Origin of the sequence: Aeromicrobium sp. Root472D3 (assembly GCF_001426485.1) — a bacterium.
Taxonomy (GTDB): Bacteria; Actinomycetota; Actinomycetes; order Propionibacteriales; family Nocardioidaceae; genus Aeromicrobium.
Map to the genome: position 1 here is coordinate 63,585 of NZ_LMET01000001.1, position 15,566 is coordinate 79,150.

12 protein-coding genes and 1 tRNA gene are annotated in these 15,566 nt (G+C 72.6%); 7 read left to right on the plus strand and 6 right to left on the minus strand.

Annotated elements, in window-relative coordinates; all coding sequences use genetic code 11:
* Positions 1–2 precede the first annotated feature (2 nt).
* The 4 genes from ASD10_RS00335 to ASD10_RS00350 are packed head-to-tail and all read left to right on the plus strand — an operon-like array spanning position 3 to position 5,306.
* The gene (locus ASD10_RS00335; RefSeq protein ID WP_056602998.1) at positions 3–803 is read left to right on the plus strand and encodes an exodeoxyribonuclease III; all 801 of its coding nucleotides are present in this window, start codon (positions 3–5) and stop codon (positions 801–803) included.
* Between the two features lie 5 nt (positions 804–808).
* A complete protein-coding gene (locus ASD10_RS00340; RefSeq protein WP_082555926.1) occupies positions 809–3,283 on the plus strand; it encodes a glycosyltransferase family A protein in 2,475 nt (824 codons plus the stop codon).
* A complete protein-coding gene (locus ASD10_RS18970) occupies positions 3,280–3,627 on the plus strand; it encodes a hypothetical protein (RefSeq protein ID WP_056603004.1) in 348 nt (115 codons plus the stop codon). Before ASD10_RS00340 ends, ASD10_RS18970 begins: the two co-directional genes overlap by 4 nt.
* Positions 3,624–5,306: a CDP-glycerol glycerophosphotransferase family protein gene (locus tag ASD10_RS00350; protein ID WP_056603007.1), complete on the plus strand. Its 1,683-nt coding sequence runs from the start codon at positions 3,624–3,626 to the stop codon at positions 5,304–5,306. The genes ASD10_RS18970 and ASD10_RS00350 overlap by 4 nt, the downstream gene beginning before the upstream one ends.
* Before the next feature lie 13 nt (positions 5,307–5,319).
* On the opposite strand, the gene ASD10_RS00355 is transcribed toward ASD10_RS00350, so the two are convergent.
* The 6 genes from ASD10_RS00355 to ASD10_RS00380 form a co-directional block, all read right to left on the minus strand.
* Positions 5,320–7,452 (minus strand): acyltransferase family protein, encoded by a 2,133-nt coding sequence (locus ASD10_RS00355; RefSeq protein ID WP_056603009.1) that lies wholly within the window; start codon positions 7,450–7,452, stop codon positions 5,320–5,322.
* Positions 7,453–7,509: 57 nt separating this feature from the next.
* Positions 7,510–9,957 carry a glycosyltransferase family A protein gene (locus ASD10_RS00360; protein ID WP_056603012.1) on the minus strand — a complete coding sequence of 816 codons (2,448 nt, stop codon included), beginning with the start codon at positions 9,955–9,957 and terminating at the stop codon, positions 7,510–7,512.
* 97 nt (positions 9,958–10,054) lie between these two features.
* Positions 10,055–11,344 (minus strand): class I SAM-dependent methyltransferase, encoded by a 1,290-nt coding sequence (locus ASD10_RS00365; protein ID WP_056603015.1) that lies wholly within the window; start codon positions 11,342–11,344, stop codon positions 10,055–10,057.
* The gene (locus tag ASD10_RS00370; protein ID WP_056603018.1) at positions 11,341–12,714 is read right to left on the minus strand and encodes an FAD-binding oxidoreductase; all 1,374 of its coding nucleotides are present in this window, start codon (positions 12,712–12,714) and stop codon (positions 11,341–11,343) included. Before ASD10_RS00370 ends, ASD10_RS00365 begins: the two co-directional genes overlap by 4 nt.
* A 79-nt stretch (positions 12,715–12,793) precedes the next feature.
* Positions 12,794–13,453, minus strand: a complete 660-nt coding sequence (locus ASD10_RS00375; protein WP_056603019.1) for a pirin family protein — start codon at positions 13,451–13,453, stop codon at positions 12,794–12,796.
* Positions 13,446–13,796, minus strand: coding sequence for a metallopeptidase family protein (locus ASD10_RS00380; protein WP_056603024.1), 351 nt, complete (start codon positions 13,794–13,796; stop codon positions 13,446–13,448). Before ASD10_RS00380 ends, ASD10_RS00375 begins: the two co-directional genes overlap by 8 nt.
* 66 nt (positions 13,797–13,862) lie before the next feature.
* Between ASD10_RS00380 and ASD10_RS00385 the strand changes: the two genes are divergently transcribed.
* The 3 genes from ASD10_RS00385 to ASD10_RS00395 all read left to right on the plus strand — a co-directional run bounded on the left by ASD10_RS00385 (position 13,863) and on the right by ASD10_RS00395 (position 15,316).
* Positions 13,863–13,938, plus strand: a tRNA-Glu gene (locus ASD10_RS00385).
* Positions 13,939–13,970: 32 nt separating this feature from the next.
* Entirely contained in the window at positions 13,971–14,744 is a 774-nt protein-coding gene (locus ASD10_RS00390) for a sulfite exporter TauE/SafE family protein (protein ID WP_255355078.1), read from the plus strand.
* A gap of 29 nt (positions 14,745–14,773) precedes the next feature.
* A complete protein-coding gene (locus tag ASD10_RS00395) occupies positions 14,774–15,316 on the plus strand; it encodes a pyridoxamine 5'-phosphate oxidase family protein (protein WP_056603037.1) in 543 nt (180 codons plus the stop codon).
* Positions 15,317–15,566: the final 250 nt, after the last annotated feature.

A 15,566-nucleotide genomic window follows, 5' to 3' on the forward strand; every position in this document is an offset into this window, starting at 1 on the left:
ACGTGCGCATCGCCACCTGGAACGTCAACTCCATCCGTAGCCGCATCGATCGCGTGACCGCCTTCCTCGAGCGGCACGACATCGACGTGCTGGCCATCCAGGAGACCAAGTGCCGCGAGGACCAGTTCCCCGGGCTCGAGCTCTCCGCGATGGGCTACGAGTACGCCCACCAGGGCCTGAGCCAGTGGAACGGCGTCGCGATCGTCTCGCGCGTCGGGCTCGACGACGTCGCGACGCAGTTCGCCGACGACCAGCCGACGTTCGGTGACCCCGAGGTCGTCGAGGCCCGCTCGATCGGCGCGACGTGCGGCGGCGTGCGCGTCTGGAGCTTCTACGTGCCGAACGGCCGCGAGCTGGGACACCCCCACTACGACTACAAGCTCGCGTGGCTCGAACGGCTGCGTCAGGCGTCGGCCCAGTGGCTCGCCGACGACCCCACGGCGCAGATCGCGCTCACGGGCGACTGGAACGTCATCCCGACCGACGACGACGTCTGGGACGTGACGGCCTTCGAGGGCAGGACGCACGTCTCGCAGCCCGAGCGCGACGCGTTCAACGCCGTCGTCGACGCGGGGTACGCCGACGTCGTCCGCCCGCACGCCCCGGGGCCGGGCGTCTACACGTACTGGGACTACCAGCAGCTGGCGTTCCCGAAGAAGCGCGGGCTGCGCATCGACTTCGTCCTGGCCTCGCAGGCCCTCGCCGCCCGCGTCGACACCGCGTGGATCGACCGCGAGGAGCGCAAGGGCAAGGGCGCGAGCGATCACGCCCCCGTCGTCGTCGAGCTCGTCGGCGAGCCGTGACGCCCATGACGACCTCTCACCCCGGCGTGCCCCCGCACCTGGCCGACCTCGCCGACTCGGGCGTCGTCTCGAGCGCGCGGCTCGCGGCGACCCTGCTGCGCTACGAGTACGACGGCGGCGAGGAGATGCTGGCCCGCGCGGCGTCCCGGGGGCACTACGGCGTCGACGAGCTCGCCGGCATGGCCGCCGAGGCCACCGCCGGGCGCGCACCCGGCGACGAGGTGCTCGCGCCGCTGCACGGTCCGTCGCTGTACGGCTTCGCCTACCTGATGCTGGGCCGGGCGTTCGGCACCGACGGCAACTTCCGCACCGCCGCCGACCTGTTCGCGCTGGCCCGCACGGTCGCCGACCGCGACGGCAACCCGTACGAGTACGACCGGCAGGACGTCCAGGCCCACCTGGCGGTCGGCCGCGCCGACTACGTCCGCCGCCACACCTCGCAGGCGACGCCCGACGTCCGGACCAACAGCGCCGAGTCCTGGTACCACTGGGCCGTCAACCTCGACCTGATCAGCCCGTTCCGCGGCGTCGAGCCGGCCCCGCTCGAGACGTGGCAGGAGCGGTTCAACGCGCCGTTCGTCGAGCGCGGCCTCGACCCCGTGCGCTTCGAGGCCACCGACAGCCCGTTCGACACCGTCCGGACGGACGCCCCCGCCGGATCGGTCGACGGCCCGCTCATCAGCATCGTCATGCCGGTGTGGTCGCCCACCGAGAGCCTGATCACGGCGACCCGGTCGATCCTCGAGCAGACGTGGGCGAACCTCGAGGTCATCCTCGTCGACGACCACAGCCCCGCCGGCTTCGAGGACGTCTTCGAGCGGGCCACGGCCCTCGACGAGCGGGTCAGCTACCACCGCATGCCGGTCAACGGCGGCGCGTACCGGGCCCGCAACCACGGCCTGTCGATCGCCCGCGGCGCGTACCTCGGCATCCAGGACGGCGACGACTGGTCGCACCCCCGCCGGCTCGAGCGTCAGATGGCCGAGTTCGCCGACCCGCAGGTCGTCGCGACGCTGTCGAAGGCCATCCGCCTGCACACCGATCTCTACATCACCCGGGTCGGCTCGCTGGCCTTCGCGCACAGCGCCCCGTCGCTGCTGATGAAGCGTGAGGTGTTCGACGAGCTCGGACCCTTCGACCTGATGCGCAAGGGCGCCGACACCGAGTACATCGAGCGCATCGCGACGGTCCACGGGCTGAAGAGCATCGTGAACCTCAAGGTGCCGCTGTCGCTGTACCAGCTGACCGGCGGCTCGCTGTCGCGCGAGGACTTCCGGCCCAGCTGGCACCGCCCGGCGCGGGCGACGTACCACTCGGCGTTCCGGCACTGGCACGCCAAGATCGCGGCGGGCGAGACCTCCCCGCACTCGTCGAACCCGGACGGCAGCCGCGCCTTCCCGGCACCGCCCGACATGGAGGGCGTCGACTACGCCGATCTCGCGCCCGACGTCGTCGTGCTGACCGATCCTCGTCCCGGCCCGCTGGCGCACGCGGGCGCGGCCGACGAGGTCGCCGCGATCGCCGCGTCCGGCCTGACGGTCGGCGTGGCACGGGCGGACGCCCTGCGGTTCGCGTCGCGCCAGCGCCACTACCCGCGGGCCGACCTGCTCGAGCTGATGTACCGCGGGGTCACCGACTGGGCCCTGCTCGGCGCCCCCATGACGCCCGCGGTGCTGCTGGTGCGCGACGTCGACCTGCTGGCCCTGCCCCGCTCGGCCGACGCCGTCGCGATGCGACCCCGGTCCGTCGCGGTGGTCGCCGACCGGCTGCCCGTGACCGGCACGGCCCCGCGCGTCTCGTGGGACCCGGTGCACGTCGAGTCGGTCGTGCGCACGATGTTCGACGTCGACGTGCAGTGGCTGCCCGCGACCGCCGAGATCGCCGACGCCATCGCGGCGTCGGGCGCCACCGGCGTCGTCCGTCCCCCGCGTCCGATGCAGGTCGTCCGCCCGGCGCGCTTCCCCCGCCGGCTGCTGCCGGGTGCCCCGGTCGTGGGCGTCCTCGACCCGGCGACCGAGGCGCTCGAGGTCACCGACCGCCGTCGTCTCGCCGCCGCGCTCCCCCGCGACGCCGACGTCCGCGTGCTCGAGGGCGACGCCCGCGGCCGCGTGCGCGCCGACGCCCTCACGTTCTCGACCGGCACGATCGACACGACCGCCTTCCTCGACCTGTGCGACGTCGTGATCGTGCCGCCGACCCGCGTCGGGGGCGCGACCCTGCTGCGTCCGGCCCTCGAGGCGATGGCACGCGGCTGCGTCGTCGTCGTCGATCCCGCCCTGCGTCCGCTGCTCGGCGAGGCCGCGCTCTACCTCGACGATCCCGACGTGGCGTCGACGATCGAGCGGCTGACGGCCGACCCGGCCCTGCACGCCGCGCAGCAGGGCCGCTCGCTGGGCTTCTGCGAGACTGAGCTGGCACCCGCGACCTTCGCCGCGTCCGTCGCGGCCCTCACCACCCCGACCGACACAGGAGTCCGATGAGCACCTGGCAGCGCACGGCACGATCGCTCGTGCGACGACTGATCGCCGAACGCACCCTCGTCCTGGTCGGGGCGACCGCCGTGCTCGTCGTGATCGGCGTGATCGGCACGATCTTCGACGGGTACGACCTCACGCTGCTGTGCGTCCTGGCACTGCAGGCCGTCATCGTCGGCTACCTGCTGACCTCGCCCGGCGAGGAGGCCGGCGGCGCAGGCGCAGCGGGTGGACCGGACGACCTGCGCGAGGCCGTCGACCGCTCGTCGGCCCGCACCCTGACCGATCTCGCGCACGCGCGGCAGTCCATCCTCGACGCGATCGCCGAGATCGAGGCCAAGGGCAGGTGAGCGTCGAGCCCGTCCGCCTGATCGCGGCCAGCCTGCACGGGCTCGACGTCGTCGACGGCGGACGCACCCTGCGCCTGACCGGCACGTGCCGGCGTCCCGGCACGGACGGCGACGCGCCCGCCGACCAGACCCTGCTGCTGCACTGGCTGCGTCCCGACGGCACCCGCGAGCTCACCGTCGTGACCGAGCCGCGCCTGCGCCACGAGGACGGCGCCGACCGCTGGACGGGGTTCGTCGCCGACGTGCCGATCGACGAGGTGCCGCTCGGCACGACGGGCCTGGAGGTCTCGCTCGACTCGTCCGTCGTGCCCGTCGGTGCCGCACCCGGGTCGCTCGCGTCGTCGCGTCCCCTCGTGACCCACGAGCGTCGCCTGCAGCTGTTCCCGTCGCCCACCGAGCACGCCGAGTTCGTCGCGCAGCCCGGTGCGACACCGCTCGCGGGGCTGCGCTGGCGGGCCGGCCTCGTGCTCCGCACCCTCAAGGACGTCGTCAGGCGCCGTCCGTTCGCCTTCGTCCAGCCCCTGCGGGTGCTGACGTGGCCGTTGTTCCGCGGGCGCGAGATCTGGCTCGTCGGCGAGCGGGCCGACACCGCACGCGACAACGGCTACCACCTGTTCACGCACCTGCGCCGCGAGCGCCCCGACGTCCGCGCCTACTACGTCCTCGACCCCTCGAGCGACCGGTTCGACGAGCTCAGCCGGCTCGGGAACGTCGTGGCGCACTCGTCGCTGCGGCACCGGCTGCTGATGGTGCACGCGACGGTGCTCGCCAACGCCTACTCGATCAAGCACATGGTGCCGTCGCAGTGGCCGAAGCAGCACTACATGCGCCAGCTGGGGTGGCGCACCGGCGCGTACCGCGTCTACCTCAAGCACGGCATCAACGACAAGACCACCGACGTCCGGCGGCGCACGGGCGGGTACGACCTCTACCTGACCGCCAGCGCCGCCGAGACCGCCGCCATCCGTCACACCTCGGGCTACGACCGGCAGGTCGTCGAGACGGGACTGCCGCGCTACGACGCCCTCGTGCCGACGCCGCCCAGCCGCACGATCCTGTTCATGCCGACGTGGCGGCGCTACCTGGCACCCGAGCTCTACACGACCGAGCTGCTGACCAAGGGCGCCACGGGCGAGGTGCCGTTCGAGGGCTCGACCTACCAGCGGTTCGTCGACGACCTGCTGCGCAGCCCCCGCCTGCACGACCTGCTCGAGCAGCACGACCACCGCTTCGAGCTCATGCCGCACTACAACCTCATGGCGCAGTACGCGGACGCCGCACCCGTCGGCGACCGGGTCGAGATCCTCGACGGCGGGGCGTCCGACATCCAGGACGTCATGCGCCGGTGCGACCTGTTCCTGACCGACTACTCCTCGGTGCACTTCGACCTGGCCTACCTCGGCACCCCGCTGGTCTACACGCACTTCGACCGCGAGGAGTTCGGCGCGGGCCACGCCGAGCCGTCGTGGTTCGACCACGAGCGCGACGGCTTCGGGCCCGTGACGCACGACGTCGCGTCGACGATCGACGCGATCGAGGCGTACCTGGTGGGCGACCGCCGGCGTCCCGGCGTCTACGAGCAGCGCGCCCGGGCGGCCTTCACGTTCCACGACCGCGACAACTCGCGCCGGGCCGTCGCGGCGATCGAGGCGCTGGTCGGCAGCCGCGGCATCTCGTAGCAGCGGCCGACGGCTAGGGCGTCTCGATCGTCCGGCCGAAGGCACCCTCGGACGCGTCGTACAGCGCCGCGGCCAGCTGGGGCTCGGCCGAGTCGATGAACGTCTTCGTCAGGTGCGTGCCCTGGCGGTACACCAGGACGTTGCCGATGACGGCCGCGCACCGGTCGTCGTCGGGGCAGATCGTCGACGTCATGTCCATGATGCCGACGCCCGGCACCTCGGCCGCGGCCATCCGCTGCGCCTCGGCGCCCGACGCCTGCACGGCTCCCGCGAGCTCGAACGAGCAGCTCGAGAGGTCCTTCGGTGCCGCCGCGACGCACTCGTACACCGGCGCGTTGGGCGGCGCGGGGTTGTCGAGCAGCGTCACCAGCGGGATGCCGGCGTCGGTGATCTGGCGCCAGTAGCTCGTCAGCCCGTCGACCAGGGCCTCCTGCGTCGAGTCGGCGTCGTCGGTGCGCCCCGGCGGCAGGGCGTCGGTGAAGCGGTGCGACTCGATCACGAGATCGGGCTTGAGGTCGAGGACGTCCTGCAGCACCGCGCGCCCCCAGGCACGGCAGTCGTCGCGGTTGTCGCGGGCGAACTCGACGTCGGCGAACGTGCACGCCGACTTGGTCAGCTGCACGAGCCGCCAGCCCTCGCGCTCGGCCATCGCGGCGAACGTGGGCTGCCACTGCGCCATCTTGGAGTCGCCCACGATCACGACGGTGCGCCGGGCCGAGGCGTCGCCGTAGATGCAGGGCTTGGGGGTCGCGTCGCCGTCCGAGACCTGGCAGCCCGAGCCGTCGTCGTAGAACGCGGGACGGTCGTCGACCGCCTCGGTCGCGAGCGGGCGCATGCGCTCGACCTCGCGGATCGCCGACCAGTCGACGTCCTTGTTCGCGGGGTCGAGCAGCGCCGCGGCACCCGGGCTGGCGGCCCGGTCGGCCTCCGTCACGCCGCCGGCGGTCGCCGAGACGCCCAGCCCCCAGCCGACGCCCACGCCGACGGCCGTCAACGCCAGGCCCATGCCGATCGCGCGCCCGTTCGGGCGGAAGAACGTGCCGAACCGGATCGGGTTCTCGATGAACCGGAAGCTCAGGTAGGCCGGGACGATCGACAGCACCGCCAGCAGGACCGTCCAGCGCAGCTGCAGATCGGGGAACCGCGCCTCCGCGGCGACCAGGATCGGCCAGTGCCACAGGTAGATCGAGTACGAGAGCCCGCCGATGAACACCATGGGGCGCAGGCTCAGCAGGCGCTGCGGCGACCCGGGGGTCTCGCGCAGGCCGCTCGCGATCATGAGCGCGGCACCGATCGTCGGCACCAGCGCGACGGCCCCCGGGAACGCGGGGGTCGTCTTCTCGAAGACCAGCACGCCGTAGGCGATCAGCCCGATGCCGACCCACCCGCCGGCGGCGCGCACGATGCCCGGGACCCGGGCGACCCGTTCGGCCGAGAGCGCGAGCAGGGCCCCGATGCCGAGCTCCCAGATGCGCGTCGTCGAGATGAAGTACGCCGTCTGCGGGCTGCTGTCGGTGTGCGCGACCGACCACGCGAACGAGACTGTCGTGACGAGCCCGAGGACGACGAACGAGACGTTCTTCCAGCGGCGGGCCGCGAGCACCGCGACGATCAGCATCAGGATGGGCCAGATGACGTAGAACTGCTCCTCGACCGCCAGCGACCAGTAGTGCTGCACGGGCGACTCGCCGATGTCCTCGGCCTGGTAGTCGACGCCTCGGGCCGCCAGGCGCCAGTTCACGACGTACAGGGCGGCCGAGACGATGTCGCCGCCGAAGTCCTTGCGCTGCGTGATCGGCAGGTACAGGTACGTCACGAGGGCCGAGAAGACCAGCACCGTCGCGCTGGCCGGCAGCAGCCGCTTGACCCGCCGGGCCCAGAACGTGCTGAGGCTGACCCGTCCCGACCGGGTGATCTCGCGGGCCAGCAGGCCCGTGATCAGGAAGCCCGACAGCACGAAGAAGATGTCGACGCCGATGAAGCCGCCGGCCAGGAACGGCACGCCCGCGTGGGCCAGCAGCACCGAGCCGACCGCGATCGTGCGCATGCCCTCGATGTCGAGGCGGATCGTGCGGCCGTGGTCGGGCCTGGTCAGGGTCGTCCCGCCGGTGCCGGCGGACGAGCCGCGGTGCTGTGCGGTCGACATGACGTTCCTCCCATCGGCGCTCACGGTGGCGGCGGGGCCCGACAGGCCCACGACAGGCTATCCGATGGGTCGAAGGCCCCGGACGACGTCCGCGAACGCCGCCGGGTCGAGTGCGTCACGCACGAAGGCGTCACCGCGCTCGCGCTGCGCGGCGTACGCGGCGGGGTCGGCGACGAGCGCGTCGAGCACCGCCCGCGCCTCGTCCGGGCGCGCGTACAGAGCGGCGTCGCCGAGCGCCGGCCGGTGGCGCGGGTCGACCAGCAGCACGGCGCCCGCGCCGAGCGCGCCGACCATGGGCCACGTGACGCCGTCGCCCCACGCGTCGGGCGCGAAGGCCACCATGACGTCGACGTCCGCGGCGAAGGCACCGATCGACCGGCCCTCGACGATCGTCCACGTCGACGGCACCGGGTTCTTGCGGAACAGCTTCGGGACGACCTCGTCGTCGTCCAGCACGCGCACCGACCACGACCCGTCGGTCGGCAGGTACTGCACGAGCTGGGCGCCCGGCAGGCGGTTCTTGCCGATCTTCTCGAGCCGCGCGGCGCCGACGACGGGGGGACGCGACACGACGGCGGGGCGGGCGGTCGCGGCGTCGACGACGGCGATCGGGCGGGACGGCAGGATCGTCGCGGTCGCGCCGGCGGCCCTCAGGTCGGCGGCGACCCCGTCGTGGGCGGGCAGCCACTCGACGTCGACGCCGAACAGCTCGCGGCCGTTGCGCTCGACGGTCGCCGGGTCGTACAGCGTCCAGCCGCGCTCTCGCTGGTGCGGCGAGCTGCCGGCCGCCACCACGAGGCGGTCGGTCGTGACCCGCACGTCGGCGGCGCTGCGGGGGAACATCAGCAGCTCGGCGGAGTCGACGAACGTCACGCGGGCGTGCACCGGCTCGGTCCAGACGAGCCACCCCAGCCCGCGGTCGGCCCGCAGGTCGCGGATCTCGGGCACCGACTCGCGCCGCGTGCGGTAGGCGTGCCGCAGGTGGACGGCCTGACCTGCGTGCACCGTCAGGCCGGCGTCGAGCAGCGCGCGGACGCGGCGGGGTGCCCCGTCGTAGCGGTTGATGCCGACACGCCAGTCGGAGACGTACGCGACGTCGCACGTCACCGGAGGGGGCACGCGGTCGACGAAGCTCGCGGGGGCCGGGAAGGGCCGCGGTGCCGATGCGTCGAGCATCGGTGAGGCCTCGCCCCGGCGGATGCGGTCGTGCCAGTGCGAGGCAGCGGCGCCGTAGGCCTCGCGGGTCGGCGCCCACCAGCCGAAGGCGAAGTCGTCGCGCGACAGCGAGTCGGCCGTCAGCTGGGCGACGGCCAGCACGTCGGGCAGGACGACGAGGGCGTCCTCGCCATACGTCGCGGCGAGGCGGTCGCGGAACTCCGAGTCGGCGTCCTTGCGGACGGTGTCGAAGCCGCCGAGTCGCTCGACCACGGGCTCGCGGCGGAACATCATCGACGAGGCGTTGACGCGGGTCGCGGCGTAGCCCACGCGGTTGAGCACCAGGTCGGGGGTCATGCGCACCCACGAGCTCAGCGAGGCGATCGCGTCGGGCTGCCGCTGCAGGGCCTCGACCTGGCGGGCCAGGCGCTCGGGGTGCGACCAGTCGTCGGAGTCCTGGAACGTCACGAGCTCGCCGCGGGCGTGCGCCAGCGCGTGGTTGCGGACCCGGTAGGTGCCGCCGTTCTCGGGCATCCGCAGCACCGTGACCCGCTCGTCCCAGTCGGCGACGGCGGCGATCTCGGCGGTGTGCTCGGGCGGCGAGCAGTCGTCGACGACGAGCAGCTCGAGGTGCGTCCACGTCTGCGCCAGCACCGAGCGCACGGCGGTGCGGAAGCTCTCGTCGGCCCCGAACACCGACATCACCACGGTGACGAGGAGGGGGTCGTCGCCCTGCGAGGAGGGGGTTGCGGCCCCCGGCGCGGCCTCGAGCCGGTCGAACGGACGTGCGTCGCCGTCGCCGAGCCGCACCGGAGCCTGCCCCTCGGCGAAGATCTCGCCGAACGACGCGCTCCACGCGTCGGGGTCGTGCCGCAGGCGGTCGGTGCGCACGATCCAGGCGAGGTGCTCGTCGACCAGGTCGGGCTCGGCGGCCAGCAGCGCGTCGAGGGCCGCGAGGTCGCCCGGGCCGCCGGCGGCGAGCTGCGTCTGCACCAGCAGCTTGGCGAACCCCGTCGGCTGGTCGTCGGGCGTGCCGATCGCGTGCGCCAGCCGGTGCATCCGCGCCGAGGCGGCGTACGAGCCGTCGGGGCGCTGGTGCCGGCCGATCAGCGCCTGGGCCAGGGCACCGACGGCCCGCGGGGCGAGACCCGTCGGCCGGGATCCGTCGGCGGCGAAGCGATCGGCCGCCGCCTGCACGGCGTCGTACCCGTCACGGCCGTCCGAGGCCATGAGCGCCAGCAGGTCGAGCAGGCCGGGCGTCCCGTAGCGCAGGGCGTGCGCCGCGACGGCGTACGGGTCGACGTCGATGTGGTCGACCTGGTCGCGCAGGACGTCGAGGTGGTCGGTCACGCATGCTCCCCGGTCGGACTCGGCGGACGTCCCGAGCGTATCCGCGCCGGGTACGGCCCCGGCCCCGCGGGTGACCGCGGGACCGGACGGCGAGGGCTCAGCTGCCCCAGGTGGGGCGCAGCGGCCAGCTCGCGTCGCCGCGCGCGTCGGCCTTGACCGCCAGCACGTGGTGCAGCTCGATCTCGTTGCGCTCGAACGCCAGGCGCGAACCGGCCATGTAGATGCCCCACACCTTGGCGCGGCCGATCGTGACCTCCTCGAGGGCCTCGTCCCAGTGCTCGACGAGGTTGTCGCACCAACCCGTCAGCGTCATGGCGTAGTGCTCGCGCAGGTTCTCGACGTGCCGCACCTCGAGGCCCGCGTCCTGGGCGGCGACCTGGATGCGGCCGACACCCGTCAGCTCGCCGTCGGGGAACACGTACCGGTCGATGAACGCGCCGGTCGTCGTGGTCTTGTTGCTCGGACGCGTGATGCAGTGGTTCAGCAGGCGTCCGCCGTCGCGCAGCTTGGAGTGCAGGAAGCCGAAGTAGTCGCCGTACTGCTTGACGCCGATGTGCTCGGTCAGGCCGATCGAGCTGATCGCGTCGAACTCGCCCTCGGGGACGTCGCGGTAGTCGGAGAAGCGCACCTCGGCAAGGTGGTCGAGGCCCTCGCGCTTGATCGCGTCCTGGGCCCACGTGGCCTGCTCGCGCGACAGCGTCACGCCGAGGACCGTCACGCCGTAGTGCCGCGCGGCGTGGCGCACCATGCCGCCCCACCCGCAGCCGATGTCGAGCAGGCGGTCGCCGGGCTTGAGGTCGAGCTTGCGGCAGATCAGGTCGTACTTCTCGTGCTGCGCCTCCTCGAGCGTCGAGTCGAGCGTCGGGTAGACGGCGCACGTGTACGTCATCGACGGGCCGAGCACGAGCTCGTAGAAGCGGTTCGAGACGTCGTAGTGGTGGTGGATCGCCTCGGCGTCGCGCTTCTTGTTGTGGCGCATGCCCTCGAGGGCGCGGCGCCACTTGGGCAGGTGCTCCTCGGCCGGCGGCGGCGGGGGCTTGAGGTTGCCGAAGCCGAGGCTGCGGACGATCTGCACCATCTCGGCGGCCGACGGCACCTTGAAGCGCAGCTGGCTCATGATGAGCACCATCGCGTCGTAGGGGTTGCCGGGGTGGATGCCGTCGAGCTCGAGGTCGCCCGCGACGTACGCCCGCGCGAAGCCGAGGTCGCCCGGTGCCGTCATGAGGTACGAGAGGCCGCGCTCGTTGAGCAGGCGCAGCGTGAAGGGGGCGTCGGCGGGACCCGCCGAGCTGCCGTCGAACGCCTCGAAGCGGAACGGCAGACCCTCCTTCATGAGCTTGCCGAGAGCGTCGGCGATCGTCAGCCGGACGGCGGCTTCTGTGGTCATGAGTTCCTCACTGCCTTGTCGTAGAGCGTGCTCAGCCTGTTGTCGGGGTCGTACCGGGCTCGGACGGAGGCGAGCACCTCTCCGCCGTACATCCGGTCGAACGTCGTCTGGTCGTAGAAGGCCTCCGAGTACAGCGACTTGTGGCCGCCCATCGCGTGCACGGCGTCCTCGATGCGCCGGTTGACCAGGCCGGGCGGCGAGTCGGCGGGCACCTCGACGGTGCCCCAGAAGCCGGCGTTGACGTAGATCTCGCCGGGCTCGAGCGGGTAGACGGGCCACGGCCGCGTGGTCTGCAGCGGGCACAGCCACACGGGACGCATGCCGACCTCGGCGTCGAACCACTCGAGGAACTCGGGCACCTTCGCGAGCGGCACCTCGACGTCCTGGATGACGCGCTCGCGACCGGGGATCTTCTTGATGCGGTCGAGCGTGCGGATGATGCCGAAGCGCTCGTCGAGGCCGACGATCTTGTGGAAGACGTCGCTGCGGCGGTACCGCGCGGGCCACAGGCGGCGGATCCACGGGGTCTGCGCGCCGAAGGCGCCCGAGCACCAGAACCAGTCGGTGTCCCAGCGCCAGATGTAGTCGTTCATCGTCAGGACGTCGGTCTCGCGCTGCTGGATCGAGCGGTAGTAGACGCCCATGCCGGTGTAGTCGCTGATCGCGGCGGTGCCGCCCGAGGGCAGCGTGTCGGTGAACGTCGCGAGCGTCAGGTAGATCTCGTCGGGCGTGAACGCCGTGCCGTCGAGGCCGTCGACGCGCTCGCCGTGCCAGGCACCCGTGCGGGTGACCGACTCGATCGCCTCGACGGCCTGGGCGGCGTCGGCCATCAGGACGTGCCGCAGGGCGACGTAGCGCGGCACCCGCTCGAGCTTGATCCTCAGGCGGGTCGCGTAGCCGAGGCTGCCGTACGAGTTGGGGAACGCGTCGAACAGGTCGGCGTGCTCGTTGTCGGGCGTCGCCGTGACGAGCTCGCCCGAGCCGGTCAGGATGTCCATCTCGAGCACCGACTCGTGCGGCAGCCCGTTGCGGAACGACGTCGACTCGATGCCGAGGCCCGTCACCGCGCCACCGAGCGTGATGGTGCGCAGCTGGGGGATGACGTAGGGGATCAGACCGAGCGACAGGGTCGCCTCGACGAGGTGCTCGTAGGTGCAGACGCCCTGCACGTCGGCCGTGCCGGCGATCGCGTCGACCGCGATGACGCCGTCGAGCCCGCTGACGTCGAGACCCGGCGCGTCGCTGGACGATCGCGGACGGAACAGGTTGGACGTCTTCTTCGCGAGCCGCACCCGTGCCCCGCGGGGGATCTGCGCGTAGGACGACAGGAGCTGTTCGACTGCCTCGGCGTGCGCGTTCCAACCCTTCACCTGCCCAGCCTATGGCCCGTCGATGACGGGCAGGTGTCCGGGGCTCGTTGCGCGGCGCAACGAACCGGGGACGGAGGGCTCAGGCGTGGAGCAGCCACACGAGAGCGGCCGCCCCGCGGGACGACGCGAGCTCGAGCCCCAGGCCGTCGGCCGAGCGCAGCTCGTCGCCCTCCCCCGCCCGCAGGTCACCGCAGACAACGGTGCCCGACGTCACGACGACGAGGACCCGCGCGGCCGCCGGCACCGCGGCCCGCCCCCGGGGCGCGAGGCGCAGCGCGAACACCTCGGCGGGCGCGTGGACGTCGACCGTCGGCACCAGGACGCCCGTGTCGCCGGGCACCTCGACCTGCGCGTACTCCGGCGCGTCGTCGCGGCTCGACCGCAGCATCGTCTGCACGAACACGAGCGGCTCGGTGTCCGAGCCGTTGCGCTCGGAGTGCCGCACCCCCGTGCCGGCACTCAACCGCTGGGCCGTGCCGGGGCGGACGTCGCCGGACTGCCCCGTGGAGTCCTCGTGCCGCAGGACGCCCTCGAGCACCCAGGTGACGATCTCGACGTCGGCGTGCTCGTGCACGTCGTACCCGCGGCCCGGCGCCACGTGCTCGGTGTTGATCGCCATGATCGGGCCGAAGCCGATCTGCTCGGGGTCGTAGTGCACCCCGTACGAGAAGCTGTGCCACGTCTCGACGCCGTCGCCGACGGTGTGGAAGCGCCGCTCGGCGCGCCGCAGCTCAGGCATAGCCGAGCTCGTGCAGGCGGTCGTCCTCGATGCCGAAGTGGTGGGCGATCTCGTGCACGACCGTGATGCCGACCTCCTCGACGACGTCCTCCTCGGTGTCGCAGATCTCGAGCGTCGGGTTGCGGTAGACGAAGATCCGGTCGGGCATCGCACCGGCGTACGTGCTGTCGCGCTCGGTCAGCGGGATGCCGTCGTAGAGGCCCAGCAGCGTGGGGTCGTCGGGCGGCGCGTCGTCCTCGATGAACAGCACGACGTTGTCGAGCAGCGCCGCGAGCTCGGCGGGCACCGCGGCGAAGGCGGCCTCGACCAGCTCGGCGAACCGGTCCTCGCTCACCTCGATCATGAGCCCATCCTGCCCGATGCGGTGCAGCGCCGATCCGTCTCACCCTCTATGCTGAACGGGTTTCTGGCCCCCATCGTCTAGCGGCCTAGGACGCCGCCCTTTCACGGCGGTAGCACGGGTTCGAATCCCGTTGGGGGTGCCACGCACGTCACAGCCGCCACGATCGGAGGAGCCGTGCTCGAGCTGGGCGCGATCTTCGCCGCCGGCATCTGGGCCGGGATGATCAACACGGTCGTCGGGTCGGGCACCCTCGTTACGTTCCCGGTGCTGCTGCTGTTCGGCTACGCCCCGCTGACGGCCAACGTCTCGAACAACATCGGCCTGCTGGCCGGGAGCGCCTCCGGCATCTACGGCTACCGGGCCGAGGCCCGCCAGCACCTCGGACTGCTGCTGAGGCTGCTGCCGGCGTCCGTGGCCGGCGGGCTCGTCGGGGCGCTGCTGCTGTTCGCCCTGCCGGCCGAGGCCTTCGGGGCCATCGTGCCGGTGCTGATCGCGGTCGGGCTGCTGATGGTCGTCGTGGGGCCGGCGCTGCAGCGTCGGACGGCCGCGCGGCGCGAGGCTGCCGGCGTCACCGACCCGGACGACCGTCCGCGGGTGCTGCTCGTCGTGCTGGTCTTCCTGCTGGGCGTCTACGGCGGCTACTTCGGGGCCGCGCAGGGCATCCTGCTCGTCGGGGTCATGGGCGTGATGCTGACGATCGGCATGCAGGGCATCAACGGCCTCAAGAACGTGCTGGCAGGGGCCGTCAACGGCGTCGCCGCGATCGCCTTCGTGGTGGTGGCGCGCGACCACATCGACTGGGAGGTCGTCGGCCTGATCGCGGGCGGCAGCCTGATCGGCGGCTACCTCGGTGCCCGCATCGGACGACGCCTGCCGCCGAACGTCCTGCGCGCCGTGATCCTCGTGGTCGGCGTCGCCGCCCTGGCCCGCCTCGTGCTCCTCGACTGACGGGGGCCGGGACGCCATAGGGTGACGACGTGGCCAGCATCTTCGAGTCCATCGACGACTCGCTCCGCACCTGGATCGACCAGCAACCTCTGTGGTTCGTCGCGACGGCGCCCCTCGGCGCCGACGGGCACGTCAACGTGTCACCGCGCGGGCACGACTCGTTCTCGGTGCTGAGCCCCCACCGCGTGGCGTGGGTCGACTACACCGGCAGCGGGATCGAGACGATCGCGCACATCCGCGAGAACCGCCGCGTGTGCCTGATGTTCAGCTCGTTCGGTGCCCGTCCCCGCATCGTCCGGCTGCACGGCCGCGGGTCGGTGCACCTGCCCGGCGAGCCCGAGTTCGACGAGGTCGTCGCCCTGCACCCCGAGCACCCCAGCACGCGGGCCGTCATCGCGGTCGACGTGACACGGGTCAGCGACGCCTGCGGCTGGGGCGTCCCCGTCATGGAGATGACCGACGAGCGCGACCTGCTGCGCCTGCGGGCCGAGCAGCGCGGCCCCGACGGCATGGCGGCGTACCGCGCCGACGAGAACGCCACCAGCATCGACGGGCTGCCGGGCTTCCCCTGACGCGCCCCGGCCGGCAAGCGCGGCGACCGTTCGCCAGGGAGCGAAGCGACCGTGCCCACACCCTCGTTCGCCAGGGAGCGAAGCGACCGTNNGAGCCCGAGGCGAACCACACCAATCAGGCTCGCGTCAGGTCGCCTCGCTTCGCTCACGCTCGGCCGCAAGCGGCCTCCTTGGCGACCGGTGCCCTCGTTCGCCAGGGAGCGAAGCGACCGTGCCCACACCCTCGTTCGCCAGGGAGCGAAGCGACCGT